The sequence below is a fragment of the Streptomyces daliensis genome (assembly GCF_054782395.1).
In genome coordinates this window covers 47,129-61,672 of the sequence record NZ_BAAGSO010000089.1, presented here as the reverse complement: position 1 = coordinate 61,672, position 14,544 = coordinate 47,129, and the positions used below count along the sequence as shown (strand labels likewise).

Annotated in this window: 9 protein-coding genes; 6 read left to right on the top strand and 3 right to left on the bottom strand. The window is 73.5% G+C overall.

Annotated elements, in window-relative coordinates:
* Window positions 1-1,030: 1,030 nt before the first annotated feature.
* On the top strand, window positions 1,031-2,404 hold the full coding sequence (locus ACYVOO_RS21780) for a PucR family transcriptional regulator (RefSeq protein ID WP_461017350.1): 1,374 nt from the start codon (window positions 1,031-1,033) through the stop codon (window positions 2,402-2,404).
* On the opposite strand, the gene ACYVOO_RS21775 is transcribed toward ACYVOO_RS21780, so the two are convergent.
* Window positions 2,370-3,482 (bottom strand): ArsR/SmtB family transcription factor, encoded by a 1,113-nt coding sequence (locus ACYVOO_RS21775; protein ID WP_461017349.1) that lies wholly within the window; start codon window positions 3,480-3,482, stop codon window positions 2,370-2,372. The genes ACYVOO_RS21780 and ACYVOO_RS21775 overlap by 35 nt on opposite strands.
* Window positions 3,483-3,948: 466 nt before the next feature.
* Between ACYVOO_RS21775 and ACYVOO_RS21770 the strand changes: the two genes are divergently transcribed.
* From ACYVOO_RS21770 to ACYVOO_RS21755, 4 genes are all read left to right on the top strand, one after another.
* Window positions 3,949-5,211, top strand: a complete 1,263-nt coding sequence (locus ACYVOO_RS21770; RefSeq protein WP_461017348.1) for an NAD(P)/FAD-dependent oxidoreductase — start codon at window positions 3,949-3,951, stop codon at window positions 5,209-5,211.
* A 257-nt stretch (window positions 5,212-5,468) separates the two neighbouring features.
* Complete coding sequence (locus tag ACYVOO_RS21765) at window positions 5,469-7,211, top strand: pyruvate dehydrogenase (RefSeq protein ID WP_461017347.1); 1,743 nt, start codon at window positions 5,469-5,471, stop codon at window positions 7,209-7,211.
* 178 nt (window positions 7,212-7,389) lie between these two features.
* On the top strand, window positions 7,390-9,309 hold the full coding sequence (dnaG, locus tag ACYVOO_RS21760; protein WP_461017346.1) for a DNA primase: 1,920 nt from the start codon (window positions 7,390-7,392) through the stop codon (window positions 9,307-9,309).
* A gap of 265 nt (window positions 9,310-9,574) precedes the next feature.
* Window positions 9,575-10,984 (top strand): RNA polymerase sigma factor, encoded by a 1,410-nt coding sequence (locus ACYVOO_RS21755; RefSeq protein ID WP_461017345.1) that lies wholly within the window; start codon window positions 9,575-9,577, stop codon window positions 10,982-10,984.
* 53 nt (window positions 10,985-11,037) lie between these two features.
* Here the strand turns inward: ACYVOO_RS21755 and ACYVOO_RS21750 are convergent, their stop codons facing one another.
* Window positions 11,038-12,603, bottom strand: a complete 1,566-nt coding sequence (locus tag ACYVOO_RS21750; RefSeq protein WP_461017344.1) for an FGGY family carbohydrate kinase — start codon at window positions 12,601-12,603, stop codon at window positions 11,038-11,040.
* Between the two features lie 281 nt (window positions 12,604-12,884).
* Between ACYVOO_RS21750 and ACYVOO_RS21745 the strand changes: the two genes are divergently transcribed.
* Window positions 12,885-13,973 (top strand): MalY/PatB family protein, encoded by a 1,089-nt coding sequence (locus ACYVOO_RS21745; RefSeq protein WP_461017393.1) that lies wholly within the window; start codon window positions 12,885-12,887, stop codon window positions 13,971-13,973.
* A 140-nt stretch (window positions 13,974-14,113) separates the two neighbouring features.
* Here ACYVOO_RS21745 and ACYVOO_RS21740 read toward each other — a convergent pair whose 3' ends face one another.
* The gene (locus tag ACYVOO_RS21740) at window positions 14,114-14,503 is read right to left on the bottom strand and encodes a hypothetical protein (RefSeq protein WP_461017343.1); all 390 of its coding nucleotides are present in this window, start codon (window positions 14,501-14,503) and stop codon (window positions 14,114-14,116) included.
* Window positions 14,504-14,544 lie beyond the last annotated feature (41 nt).

Genomic DNA, 14,544 nt, shown 5'->3' with positions numbered 1-14,544 from the left:
TTCCGCCGGTGACTTTCTCGACCTGCGGGGACACCCCACCCCGTCCCCGTCCCGCCGGTGGCCCTCTGCCCGGTTCCGGGTCAGCCGAGGCCCACCCCCCTTCGCGGGGTGCGACTGCGGCGCCTTGCCGTGCGGCGGCCCAACCCCAGCGCGGGACCCTGCGGTTCCCGCTTCACGGGCCGACCGTCCCGCGCAACACCCCCGGCGAAGGGGTGCGTAGCCCGGTGCCCCCTGGGCTCTCGTTCGCGTGCTGCGGGCCGGTGGCACGGGTTGTGCCCACCCTCCCCCAGCTACCGCTGGGAGGTGCCCCCTCGCCGAGCGGGACGCTTGCCCACAACAAAGGTGGCTGGGCTGGGCCCCTCGGGTGCGGCACGGGGCGGGCGCACAACAGGGGTGGCGCCGCCCGCAGGGGCGGGCCCCTTCGGCAGGGCGCCGGAGCTGGCGCACCGGTGCCAGCGATGCACCGGGCCACAGCATGGGAACAAGCGGAGGGGTCACCGGCCGGAGGTTGGCCACAGCTGGGAGGTGGTGCGGTGGGGTGTCCCCGCAGGTCGAGAAAGTCACCGGCGGAAAGCCGAACACGAGACCTTCACGCCGAGGAGACACCCCGGCGCGGCGCCGACCCCCACCACACAGGCACCCCATATCCACGACCCGAGCCAAGAATCACGCGGCGCAAGCCGCGTCGTACCGGTCCATACGCCGCGCCGTAGCCACCGGCCCGCACCCGGCGAAGAGACCGCACCCACCAGCACAGCGCCCCGCACCCCGTGACGCGGCACAAAAATCGGCGCGGGACCCTACGGCGCCCACCACACCGGCCAACCGTCCCGCGCAACACCCCCGTGAAGGGCCAACCCCCCGTTTCCTTCCGCACCCCGCGAAGGGGACCCGTCCCGCGCAACACCCCCGTGAAGGGGACGTCCGGTCCGTTCAGAGATGACCGACCGGACGGTACGCTGACGGTCCCGCCCCGCCCCGCCCCGCCCCGCCCCGCCTCGCACCCATCCGCACAGAGGTGGAGGTCGTGATGCACTCAGTCGTAGGGACACGCGCCCGCTTCCGTCCCCGGCCACCGGCCAAGGAGGAGGCCACTGCCGTGCTGCACCGCTCGGCGCGGCCCCTGCTGGACCGGCTGCCGGAGCTGGCCGACCGTGTGACGGCGCTCATCGAGAAGCACGAGCCCGCGTACCGCGCTCCCGCCGTCGACCCGGTCGAACTGCGCCGCGAGGTCCACCAGTCGCTCAGCTACAGCGTCGGCTCGCTCATCAGGCCGCGCGAGCTGCGCGAGGACGCGCACCGCTGCTCGCGCCGCATCGGCGCGGCGGGCCCCGCGCGCGGCCTGCCGCTCGACGCCGTGCTGCACGCCTTCCGGCTCGGCGGCGGCGCCGTGTGGCAGGACCTGCTGGAGATCGCGTCGCGCCAGGACCCGCAGAACATGCGGCTGCTCGTCCATGTGGCGGAGGACGTCTGGGAGTTCGTCGACGAGCACTGCACCGTCGTCGCCGACGCCTACCGCGCCGCCGAGCGCGAGCTGTCCTGGCGCCGGGTCAACCGGCTGCGGCTGATGACGGAGGCGCTGCTCCAGGGCAGGACGCGGGTGGCCGACCTGCCCGAGGTGGCAGCGGCGCTCGGGCTGCCCGAGCAGGGGCGTTACGCGGTGGCCGCGGTCTCGGGCCCAGGGCGTACCGCGTTACGCGCCCTCGCCGACAGATCTGGCCCGGGAACCGGGCGCGGGCCGCGACCGCAACACGGGCCCGCCCCCACCTCCGCTGTCCCCCTCCTCTGGCACCCCGCACCCGGCGGCGAGGGCGACGAGGGCACCGACTTCGTCATCGCGCTCCTGGACGGCTCCGGGCTCGACGGCGACGCGGGCCCCGAGGCGCTGGCCCGCGCCCTGCGCGCCCTCCACTCCCGGCCGGGCGGCCACCCCGCGCACCCCGCCCTCCCCGCCCCCGACCCCCGCGTCACCCCCCTCCGTACCGGCGTCAGCACGCCCGTCGAGGGGCTGGCCGCTGTCGGGGAGGCCAGGGCGCTGGCGGAGACCGCGCTGCGGTCCTGTCCGGCCGACGGCGAGATCACGCTGCTGCACGACAACCTGCCCTCGGCGCTGGTCGTCTCCTCGCCCGAGCTGGCGTCCGTGCTCACCGAGCGCGTCCTGGGACCCGTACTGCGCCTGGAGCACACGGACCGCGCGCTGCTCCTGGACACGCTCACGGCCTGGCTGGAGTGCGACGAGTCGGCGCAGCGCGCGGGGGAGCGGCTGAGCTGTCACCGCAACACGGTGCTCAACCGGCTGCGCCGCTACGAGAAGCTGACAGGCCGTTCGCTCAGCAGCCCGCGCGAGACCGTCGAGCTGTCGCTCGCGCTCACGGCCCGGAGGCTGCTGGCGGCAGGTGGCTGAGGTAGCCGTCGAGCAGGGCCTCGCCGAGGGTGGTGCGGCTGTGCAGGACGCGGTTGCCGTGCCTGCGTGAGGCGACGAGTCCGGCCTCCCGGAGCACGGAGGTGTGACGGCTGGCCGTGGACAGCGACAGGCGCAGCGCGATGGCCAGTTCGCTGGTGGTCTTCGGCTGCTCCAGTACCTCCAGCAACTGGGCGCGGGAGGCGCCGATGAGCTGTGAGACGGGCAGTTCCTCCGGCTGCCCCTGCGCCGCGGCGCCGTACCGCGCGTCCCGTCCGTCCGCTTCCGTGCCCGGCCTGCGCGGGGCGCGCGCGAGCCAGCCGGGCGCGGGGGAGAGGGGGTGGACCAGTACGGGTCGCAGGTCCTGGTCGGCGAGGGTGATGGGTGCCCGTACGCAGAAGAAGGACGGGATCAGGGTCAGCGCGCGCCCTTCCAGGCGCAGTTCGCGCGGTACGGGGTAGGGGGCCGCGAGGACGCCCTCGTCGGGGCGCCAGTTCAGGAGGGACCCGTAGCTGGTCAGCAGTCCGGAGGGGCCTTCGGACAGCGCGGCCTCGGCGCGCCGGGAGCGGTCGGCGCTCACCTCGCCCCGGATGGCGGGCAGATACGGCTGGACGGCCACCGCGTAGTAGCGGCGCAGCGCCTCGCCGAGCCGCCGCAGTGCCTCGGGGTCGCCCTCGGCGAGGCGCTGGGCTCCGGGCGGCAGGCGGCCTTCCCTGGCGTCGTAGAGGCGGGTCATCTCGGCGCCCATGCGGGCCTTGGGCGTGCTCAGCACCGTGTCGATGCCGGTCTCCAGCGCGGCTTCAGGGCTGCCGGGTACCTCACCTGGCGGAAGGGACTCGGGGGTGAGGAAGTCGGGGAAGTAGACGGCGTGCGGATACAGGCGCATGAGGGACGAGGTCGTGCGGAGCAGTCCTTCGCGGGCGAGCGCCGCCCTGACTTCGTGGCGCCAGGGGTCGAAGGCGAGGGCGGCCTGGCGGTTCTGGAGAAGGTGCAGGCTGAGGGCGATCTCCCACATCGGGTCCGGGGTGTCCGCGAGTCGCAGCCTGTTCAGTTCCGCGCTGCTGAACTCGATGCGCAGCACTCGTGCTCGCCCTCCCTCCACGGTCCCGCTTCGCCCGGGTCTCTCCGCCGTGTCGTCCCACGGTAGGGAAGGATGAGCGGAACCAGGGGTTCCGTTTGCTTTCTCCACGAAACCGCCGCGATTCGTCCGCGACCGCGCAAGGCTTTACGTGCGGTGGCGGAGCCGTCCTCGGGGGAGGCGGTTCTCGCCACCCCTTCTCTGTGCCCCCTCTCTGTGCCCCTCCGCCGTGTCCCCGTCTCAGCGCCCCTTCTGCGCGCTCCGTCTCCGCGCCTCATCCGCCGAGCCGTTCTTTTTTGCGCCTCGCCGCTCGCGCACGGGTACTTCCCCGCCCTCCTCCTGGCCATTCGCCCGTTTCCTGGCGGGCCGACACGCCTCCGGGACCTGTGCCCCTCTTCCCGCGCCCCCGCCGATGCGGGACGCTCGCCTGTGAACAATTTCCGGCGGGGGGCCAGCGAGGAGGCATCAAGTGGTTGACGCACACCGGACGTTCGTCATCATCGGCGGAGGGCTCGCCGGGGCGAAAGCCGCGGAGACCCTGCGCGCGGAGGGGTTCACCGGCCGCGTCATCCTGATCGGCGACGAGCGCGACCACCCCTATGAACGGCCACCGCTGTCCAAGGGCTATCTCATGGGGGCGGACGAACGCGACAGCGTCTTCGTGCACGAACCGGCCTGGTACGCGGGCGCGGACATCGAGCTGCACCTCGGCCAGCCCGCCGTCCAGCTCGACCGCGAGGCCAAGAGCGTCCGCCTGGGCGACGGCACCCGCGTCCACTACGACACGCTGCTGCTCGCCACGGGCGCCGAGCCGCGCCGTCTCGACGTGCCGGGCACCGGGCTCGCCGGGGTGCACCACCTGCGCAGGCTCGCGCACGCCGACAAGCTGCGCGGACGCCTCGCGGCCCTCGGCAAGGAGAACGGGCACCTGGTCATCGCGGGCGCTGGCTGGATCGGCCTGGAGGTCGCGGCCGCCGCGCGCTCCTACGGTGCCGAGGTCACCGTCGTCGAGCCGGAGCCGACCCCGCTGCACACCGTCCTCGGGCCCGAGCTGGGCACCCTCTTCGCCGACCTGCACCGCGAGCACGGCGTCCGCTTCCACTTCGGGGCCCGGCTCACCGAGATCGCGGGCCGGGACGGGATGGTCCAGCACGTGCGCACCGACGACGGCGAGGAGCACCCCGCACACGACGTGCTCGCGGCCATCGGCGCGGCGCCCCGCACCGCGCTCGCCGAGGCGTCGGGCCTGGAGCTGGCCCCGAGCCCAGGCGGCGGCATCGCGGTGGACGCCTCGCTGCGCACCTCGGACCCGGACATCTTCGCCGCGGGCGACGCCGCCGCCGTCCAGCACCCGCTGGTGGGGGAGCGGCTGCGCGTGGAGCACTGGGCGAACGCGCTGAACAGCGGCCCCGCCGCGGCCCGCGCCATGCTCGGCCGGGAGATCAGCTATGACCGGGTGCCGTATTTCTTCTCCGACCAGTACGACGTGGGCATGGAGTACAGCGGCTACGCGCCGCCCGGCTCGTACGACCAGGTGGTCTGCCGCGGCGACGTCGGAAAGCGCGAGTTCATCGCCTTCTGGCTGCGCGACGACCGGGTGCTGGCCGGGCTCAACGTCAACGTCTGGGACGTCACGGGGCCCGTCCAGGAGCTGATCCGCTCGGGCGACGCCGTGGACCCGCACGCCCTCGCCGACCCGGGCGTGCCGCTCACCGCGCTCAAAAAGGACTGACCACTGCCCACCGGGTAACCGGCCAAAAAGGGTCACAGGGGATAAATTGCCGTAGTCGGGGTCCGTCCGTCCGGGCAGCCCGCGCCAGGGGTGCCCGGACGCACGGCCCCTTCCCGTGCGCGTTCTCCCGTGCGCGTTCCCGTGCCCCGGGTCCACGCATGGGCCGGGGCCCGCGCGGCAAGGCGCCCCTGACGTATCCCCGACGTATCCCTGGCGTACCCAGAGCAGCAGACCCCGGCGAAGGGCAGTGAACAGCGATGGCGAAGCAGACCGTGGCCGAGCAGTACGTGGACACCCTGGTGCGGTCCGGGGTGAAGCGGCTGTACGGGGTCGTGGGCGACAGCCTCAACCCCGTCGTGGACGCCATCCGCCGCAACTCCGCGATCGACTGGATCCAGGTGCGGCACGAGGAGACCGCCGCGTTCGCGGCCGGGGCCGAGGCCCAGGTCGCGGGCCGCCTCGCCGCCTGCGCGGGCTCCTGCGGCCCCGGCAACCTCCACCTCATCAACGGCCTCTTCGACGCCCACCGCTCCATGGCCCCGGTGATCGCCCTCGCCTCGCACATCCCCAGCAGCGAGATCGGCACCGGCTTCTTCCAGGAGACCCACCCGGACCGGCTCTTCAGCGAGTGCAGCCACTACAGCGAACTGATCTCCAGCCCGGCCCAGATGCCGCGCGTCCTCCAGACCGCGATCCAGCACGCGGTGGGCCAGCAGGGCGTCAGCGTGCTCGCCCTGCCGGGCGACCTCGCGGCCGAGCAGGCCCCCGAGAGCCCCGAGGAACACGCGATCGTCACCTCCCGACCCACCGTCCGCCCGGGTGACGCCGAGGTCGACGCGCTGGCGCGCATGATCGACGACTCCGAGAAGATCACCCTCTTCTGCGGCAGCGGCACCGCCGGGGCCCACGAGGAGGTCATGGAGTTCGCCGAACGGATCAAGTCCCCGGTGGGCCACGCGCTGCGCGGCAAGGAGTGGATCCAGTACGACAATCCGTACGACGTGGGCATGAGCGGCCTGCTCGGCTACGGCGCCGCCTACGAGGCCACCCACGAGTGCGACCTGCTGATCCTGCTCGGCACGGACTTCCCGTACAACGCGTTCCTGCCCAAGGACGTCAAGATCGTCCAGGTCGACGTGCGCCCCGAGCACCTCGGCCGCCGCTCCAAGCTGGACCTCGCGGTGTGGGGCGACGTACGCGAGACGCTGCGCTGTCTGACGCCCAGGGTGCGCGCCAAGGCCGACCGCTCGTTCCTCGACCGCATGCTCAAGAAGCACGCCGACGCGCTGGAGGGCGTGGTGGCGGCGTACACCCGCAAGGTCGAGAAGCACACCCCGATCCACCCCGAGTACGTCGCGTCCATCCTGGACGAGGAGGCCGCCGACGACGCGGTCTTCACCGTCGACACCGGCATGTGCAACGTCTGGGCGGCCCGCTACCTCACCCCGAACGGCCGCCGCCGCGTCATCGGCTCCTTCACCCACGGCTCCATGGCCAACGCGCTGCCCCAGGCCATCGGCGCCCAGTTCGTCGACCGGGGCCGCCAGGTCGTCTCCATGTCGGGCGACGGCGGCTTCTCGATGCTGATGGGCGACTTCCTGACGCTGGTCCAGTACGACCTGCCCGTGAAGGTCGTCCTCTTCAACAACTCCTCGCTGGGCATGGTCGAGCTGGAGATGATGGTCGACGGCATGCCCGCCTACGGCACCGGCTACCGCCACACGGACTTCGCGGCGATCGCCGAGGCGGCCGGGGCGAAGGGCGTACGGGTCGAGAAGCCCAAGCAGATCCGCGGCGCGTTGCGGGACGCGTTGCAGCACAAGGGGCCGGCGCTCGTCGACATCGTGACCGACCCGAACGCGCTGTCCCTCCCGCCCAAGATCACCCGCGAGCAGGTGAGCGGGTTCGCCCTCTCGGCGGGCAAGACGGTGCTGGACGGGGGCGTCGGCCGCATGATCCAAATGGCCCGCTCCAACCTCCGCAACGTCCCCCGGCCGTAGCCCCGTCAGGGGCGCGGGGAACTGCGCGATCAGCCACGATGTGGCGGGCAGCCGGGTACGGCGGGCAGGGGCTGCCCCTGTCCGCGCATCGCGGCCTGCGAGTCCGCTGTGGTTGCTCGCGCAGTTCCCCGCGCCCCTGGCGGGCGGAGGTGTCACCGGGGCGCCGTAGACTTCACGCGTGGCTGGCAGGATCAATGACGAGGACGTGAAGGCGGTCAGGGACGCGGTCCCGATCGACGCCGTCGTCTCCGAGTACCTTCAGCTCCGCAACGCGGGCGGCGGCAACCTCAAGGGTCTGTGCCCCTTCCACGACGAGAAGTCCCCCTCCTTCCACGTCAGCCCCAGCAAGGGCCTCTACCACTGCTTCGGCTGCCAGGAAGGCGGGGACACCCTCGACTTCGTGATGAAGGTTGATCACCTCTCCTTCTCCGAGGCCGTCGAGCGGCTCGCCGCCACCGCGGGCATCACGCTCCGCTACGAGGAGGGCGGCTACGGCCGGGCCAGCCAGCAGGGGGAGCGCACCCGGCTCGTCGAGGCCCACAAGGTGGCTGCCCAGTTCTACGTGGAGCAGATGAGCGGGCCCGAGGCCGAGATCGGCCGCCGTTTCCTCACCGAGCGCGGCTTCGACCAGGACGCGGCCCACCACTTCGGCATCGGCTACGCCCCCGCCGGCTGGGACCACCTCACCCGCTTCCTGCGCGGCAAGGGCTTCTCGGACAAGGAGATGATCCTCTCCGGGCTTGCCCAGGAAGCCCGCAACGGCAGGCCCATCGACCGCTTCCGGGGACGGCTCATGTGGCCGATCCGGGACATCACCGGCGAGGTCGTCGGCTTCGGCGCCCGCAAGCTCCGCGACGACGACAACGGCCCGAAGTACCTCAACACCCCCGAGACCCCGATCTACAAGAAGTCCCAGGTCCTCTACGGCATCGACCTCGCGAAGAAGGACATCGCCAAGGGCAACCGCGCCGTCGTCGTCGAGGGCTACACGGACGTCATGGCGTGCCACCTGGCCGGGGTCACCACCGCCGTCGCCACGTCGGGCACGGCCTTCGGCGAGGGCCACATCAAGATCCTCCGGCGGCTGCTGATGGACAACTCGCAGTCGGAGGTCGTCTTCACCTTCGACGGCGACGCGGCCGGGCAGAAGGCGGCCCTGCGCGCCTTCGAGGACGACCAGAAGTTCGCCGCGCGCACCTCCATCGCGATCACCCCCGGCGGCATGGACCCCTGCGACCTGCGCCTGGCCGAGGGCGACGAGGCCGTCGCGAAGGTCGTCGAGTCCCGCTCCCCGCTCTTCGAGTTCGCCATCCGCACCTTCGTCGACCAGCACAACCTGGACACGGCGGAGGGCCGTTCGGCCGCGCTGGAGCAGGCGGCGCCCATCGTCGCGCAGATCAAGGACGTCTCGATCCAGCACGAGTACGCGGTGCGGCTGGCCGGGCTGCTCGGCATCCTGGACACGCAGTTCGTCGTGCGCCGCGTCAGCCAGCTCGCCCGCTGGGCCCGCGAGCGCGGGAACACCCCGCCGCGCGGCCAGGCGCCCGCGCACGCCACGGGCGCCGGACGGCCGGCGCCCCTGGCCGCCGCGCCGCAGCAGGGCCCGGCCCTGAACCTGCGCAGCCCCGCGCACCGCGTGGAGCGCGAGCTGCTGAAGCTGGCGCTCCAGCGCCCCGAGCTGGTCTCCCCGGCCTTCGATGCCTACGGTGCCGACGAGTTCACCGGACCGCCCTACGCCGTCGTGCGCCAGGCCATCGAGGCCGCGGGCGGTGCCACGGGCGGCGAGTCGGACAGCGGCTATCTGGCCCGGGTGCGCGAGGCGGCGCCCGACGACTCGGTGCGCACCCTGGTCACCGAGCTGGCCGTGGAGCCGCTGCGCAGCGCGCGGGGACGCGATCCCGACGAGGTGTACGCGGGCATGCAGCTCGTCGCCGTGCGTCTCGCGGCGGTCAACGCGCGCATCGCCGATCTGGAGAGCGCGGCCCGGCGTCTCGAAGCCCAGCGGGACCACGAGCAGTCGGCCTCCGTACGGCAGCAGATCTGGACCCTCCAGCAGTACGGGCGCGCCCTCCGGGAGCGGGGCGCGGCGGCGCTCTGAGCGCCTCGGCGGCGTAGCGTCCCACCCCGGCTGCCGCCCCGGCCGCCGGACGGCCGGACCCCGTGCGCGCCCGCAGGCGCCCCCGAGGCGCCTCGCGGACCCCGCTTCCGCGCCCGGGAGCGCGTGGCCGCGCCGGAGGCATGTGCCAATCGGCGCGCGCGGGGCCGGTTCGTAACCGTTCGTACTCATTGGGTCACGGTTCATCCCAAAAACTGGGCGCACGACCCTCGTGGCAGGAGTGTGTCGTACTCCACACTGGTTTGCGGTGCCTGAGTCCTCGGAGCGCGGCGGTGCTGGCCAGGAGGGGCCGGAGTCCCCCGCGGATCCGCACAGCAGATACGGACGGAGTGCGGCCCGGCCGCGGCCGTCCCCGTCGCGCACGCCGCCCCCCGAACCGGCAGCGATCACACTGGAGGTCGCCCCCGTGCAGACCCAGACCCTGACCGGCGCGGCCTCCGCCGCCCCAGAGGTTTCCACCGCTTCACCGGCGTCATCCGTGTCCCCGGCGGCCCACGCGCCCGCCGCTGCCCCCGGCGTCACCGTCGCACCCCAGCACTCCGAGGCGCCCACCGAAGCGGAACCAGCGGACACGGACACGGAAACGGAGGCGGCCGGGGCCGGGTCCGTCGAAGTCCTCGGGGCCGTACCGGCCCAGCCGGGCCCGCCCGAGCTGGAGCGCACGGCGGCTCCGGACCCGGAGGGGGAGCGGGAACGGGAGCACGAGCGCGAGCCGGAGGTCCCGCGGCAGGAGTCGCCCGGCGCCGGCCCCTCGGCCGACCTGTTCCGCCAGTACCTGCGCGAGATCGGCCGTATCCCGCTGCTGTCGGCCGCCGAGGAGGTCGAGCTGGCCCGCCGCGTCGAGGCCGGACTCTTCGCCGAGGAGAAGCTCGCCAACCACTCCAACCTGGACAGTCAACTCGCCCTGGATCTGGACCAGTTGGTCGTCCTCGGCCGGATGGCCAAGCGCCGTCTCATCGAGGCCAACCTGCGGCTCGTCGTCTCCGTGGCCAAGCGCTACGTCGGACGCGGCCTGACGATGCTGGACCTCGTCCAGGAGGGCAACCTCGGTCTGATCAGGGCGGTCGAGAAGTTCGACTACGCGCGGGGCTACAAGTTCTCCACCTACGCGACGTGGTGGATCCGCCAGGCCATGTCCCGCGCCCTCGCCGACCAGGCCCGCACGATCCGCGTCCCCGTCCACGTCGTGGAGCTGATCAACCGCGTCGTCCGCGTCCAGCGCCGCATGCTCCAGGAGCGCGGCTACGAGCCGACGCCCGAAGAGGTCGCCGTCCAGCTCGACCTGACCGAGGAGCGGGTCACCGAGGTGCTGCGCCTGGCCCAGGAACCGGTGTCGCTGCACGCGCCCGTCGGCGAGGAGGACGACGTCAACCTCGGCGATCTCATCGAGGACGGCGACGCGGCCTCGCCCGTCGAGTCCGCCGCGTTCCTGCTGCTGCGCGAGCACCTGGAGGCGGTGCTGTCCACGCTCGGCGAGCGCGAGCGCAAGGTGGTGCAGTTGCGCTACGGGCTCGTCGACGGGCGCCCGCGCACGCTGGAGGAGATCGGCCGTCTCTTCGGCGTCACCCGCGAGCGCATCCGCCAGATCGAGTCCAAGACGCTGAACAAGCTCCGCGACCACGCCTTCGCCGACCAGCTCAGGGGCTACCTGGACTGACGGACGGCAGCGGTCCGCCGCTCCTCCCGCCGCTTCCGCCGCTCCCGGCCTCGCTAGGCGCCGTACGTCCCGCCGTACGTTCCGTCGTACGCGCCGCCGTACGTGCCGCCCGTCTCCCCGGCCTGCCCGGGCGCGGGGTGCCCCGGCATCCGCTGGTCCGGCACCTGCTGCTGCCCCGGCCCGTGCTGCTCCCGCGCCTGGCCGACGACGGGGCCGGGACCGAACGCGCCAGGGTGGGTCTGTTCGCGCACCGTCACATACTGCTGCCGCACGGCCTGGCCCACCGGCAGCTCCTCGCCCGGCTCGAACGTCTCGGCCGCCGCCGCGGGCCACTGCGGCGGCTGTCCGCCGCCGCTGAGCGCCCACGCCGCCTGGCGGGCCGCGCCGAGCGCGGTGTAGTCGGCGGGCTGCGGCACGACCACCTGGGCCCCGAACAGCGCGGGCGCCGCCTCCCGCACGGCCGCCAGCCCCGCCGCCTGTCCGAGCAGGAAGACGCGCCGCACCTGTACGCCACGGGCGCGCAGTACGTCCAGCGCGTCGGCCAGCCCGCACAGCATCCCCTCGACGGCCGCGCGCGCCAGATGCTCGGGCTTCATGCTCTCGCGGCGCATCCCGTGCAACGAGCCCGCCGTGTGCGGGAGCTGCGGGGTCAGCTCGCCCTCCAGATAGGGGAGCAGCACCATCCCGTACGCGCCCGGCGTCGAGCGCAGCGCCAGCTCGGAGAGCCCGTCCAGGTCCGTGCCCAGCAGCTCGGCCGTGCCGCGCAGCACGCGCGTCGCGTTCAGCGTCCGTACGGCGGGCAGGTGCATGCCCGTCGCGTCCGCGTACGAGGTGATGGTCCCCGACGGGTCGACGAGCGCCTCGTGGTGCACGGCGAAGACGGACCCCGAGGCGCCCAGCGAGATGACCGCGTCGCCGATGCCGACGCCGAGCCCGAAGGCGGCGGCCATGGTCTCGCCCGTGCCCGCCGAGATCAGCAGCCCCTCGGGCGTGGACCCGGCGGAGTCGGCCGGGCCGACGACCTCGGGGACCCTGACCTGGTGCCCGAGCGCCAGCTCGATCAGGTCGGGGCGGTAGGACTCCATGGCGGCCGACCAGTAGCCGGTGCCCGACGCGTCGCCGCGGTCCGTGGTCCTGCGGGCCGGGCGGCCGAGGAGCTGCCAGACCAGCCAGTCGTGCGGCTGCATGAGTTCGGCGACGCGTGCCGCCGCCTCCGGCTCGTTGCGTGCCATCCAGCGCAGCTTGGAGACGGGGTGCGCGGCCTGCGGCACGGCGCCCACCGCCTGCGCCCATGCCTCGCGCCCGCCGAGCGCGTCCGCGAGGTCGGCCGCCGAGGTCTGCATCCGCTTGTCGTTGCCGAGCAGCGCGGGCCGTACGGGAGCGCCCGTCGCGTCCATGGCGATGAGGCCCTGCTGCTGCGCGGAGACCCCGATGGCCTGGACGTCGGCGAGCTGGCCCGTGCTGGCCGCCTTGCCGAGCGAGATGAGCCAGGACTGCGGGTCGTCACGCTCACCGGAGTGCTCGGCGTACCCCTGCTTGACGACGGCACCCGTATCGGCGTCGCAGACGATGATGCGTGTGTGATCGGCTGAGCTGTCCAGACCGGCGACTATCCCCATGCCCGGAATGATGCCTTACGTGTGCGCGCGTGCGGGGGCCGGGCTGGTGACGGGCCTGCCCGAGCCCTGGTCCGCCCCTTGGCCGCCCCCTGTTCGCGCGGCCCGTGAGGATCTAGCGTGGCGACGTGGCCAGCTCTCCTCTCTCCCGCCCCGGCGACGGCACTCCTCTGCCGCCGTCCCCGTTGTCCCCCGTCCCCGTCCCCGTTCCCGCCCCCGCCCCCGCCCGGGAGCCCAACCCGTTGCGCGCGTGCACCCTGGACGAACTGCGCCGCCGCACGAGCATGAAGTGGCGGACGTACCCGCCCGACGTGCTGCCGCTGTGGGTCGCCGAGATGGACGTGCCGCTGGCCGGGCCCGTCGCCGAGGCACTCCGTGACGCGATCGCGCGCGGCGACACCGGCTACCCGGCGGGCACGGACTACGCCGAGGCGCTGGCCGCCTTCGCCGGGCGCCACTGGGACTGGGACTTCCCGCCGGAGCGGACGGCGGTCGTGCCCGACGTGATGATGGGCATCGTCGAGGTGCTGAAGCTGATCACGGGGCCCGGTGACACCGTCGTCGTCAACTCGCCCGTCTACACGCCCTTCTACCAGTTCGTCTCGCACATGGACCGCCGCGTCGTCGAGGCACCGCTGACGGCGGAGGGGCGGCTCGATCCGGACACGCTCGCCGCCGCGTTCGCGCGGGCCGGGTCCGGATCCGGGAGTGCCGCGTATCTGCTGTGCAGCCCGCACAACCCGACGGGCACCGTCCACACCCCGGACGAGCTGGCGACGGTGACCGAGCTGGCACGCGCGCACGGCGTCCGCGTCGTCGCCGACGAGATCCACGCGCCCGTCGTACGGCCCGGCGCCCGCCACGTCCCCTACCTCTCCGTACCGGGTACGGAGCGCGCCTTCTCGCTGATGTCCGCCTCCAAGGCGTGGAACCTGGCGGGCCTGAAGGCGGCCGTCGCCGTGGCCGGGGAGGACGCGGCGGCCGACCTGGCCCGGATGCCGGAGGAGGTCGGCCACGGCCCCAGCCACCTCGGCGTCATCGCCCACACCGCCGCGTTCCGGCACGGCGGCGACTGGCTCTCGGCCCTGCTGCGCGGCCTGGAGGAGAACCGGAGGCTGCTGGCCGGGCTGCTGGAGCGACGGCTCCCGGAGATCCGCTATCGGCCGCAGGACGGGACCTTCCTCGCCTGGCTGGACTGCCGCGCGCTGGACCTGGGCGACGACCCGGCCGCGGCCTTCCTGGAACGGGGCCGCGTGGCCCTCAACCCAGGCCCCGCGTTCGGCACCGGCGGCGCGGGCCACGCGCGGCTGAACCTGGCGACCTCGCCCGAGGTCCTGGAGGAGGCGGTCAGCAGAATGGCGTCCGCGGTCTGACGGACCCGACTGCCGGGCGGGGCCCGACCAGGTCGTCGGGCTGACGACCTGGCGCGGCGTGGCCTCCTGGACTGCGGGCTGACGGTTCGGCGCGGGGCGTGGGGGCGGTCGCCGGGGGGACGCCAGGACGACCGGGCCGGCTAGAAGCCGCTCGGTGGGAAGCCCCAGCACTCCGGGTGCGCGGCCAGGTCGTGTGCCAGTGCCTCAGTGGTCGGGTCCACCACGTCCCACAGGTGTGCTGACGGGTGCTCGGCGTGCAGCCCGCACGCGTCGCCCTTGCACTCGGCGTCGCACCAGGTGAGCGTGGCGAAGCGGTGGCCCGTGTCCGACCACAGGAACCACACGGCGCATTCGGGCTCGGGACTGTCCCACATGTGGGCGGCGTGTTCGCCCTCGGCGTGCGCGCCCAGTTCGCATACCGCGTATCCGCTGGCGACCCCTGCGAGATCGTCGGGCGGGTCGTCCGCAGCGAGGATCTGCGAGAGCGTTTGGCGGGCGGGCAGTCGCCGCACGGCCGTGCACTGCAACATGGGTCGTCCTTGGTGGTCCGGAGGCGCGGATGCCCCGTCCG

Bases quoted from the DNA above. Each gene is read 5' to 3' on its own strand.
- ACYVOO_RS21780 (WP_461017350.1), top strand. From the start codon at position 1,031: ATGCACTCAGTCGTAGGGACACGCGCCCGCTTCCGTCCCCGGCCACCG.
- ACYVOO_RS21765 (WP_461017347.1), top strand. From the start codon at position 5,469: ATGGCGAAGCAGACCGTGGCCGAGCAGTACGTGGACACCCTGGTGCGG.
- ACYVOO_RS21750 (WP_461017344.1), bottom strand. From the start codon at position 12,603: ATGGGGATAGTCGCCGGTCTGGACAGCTCAGCCGATCACACACGCATC.
- ACYVOO_RS21745 (WP_461017393.1), top strand. From the start codon at position 12,885: ATGAAGTGGCGGACGTACCCGCCCGACGTGCTGCCGCTGTGGGTCGCC.
- ACYVOO_RS21740 (WP_461017343.1), bottom strand. From the start codon at position 14,503: ATGTTGCAGTGCACGGCCGTGCGGCGACTGCCCGCCCGCCAAACGCTC.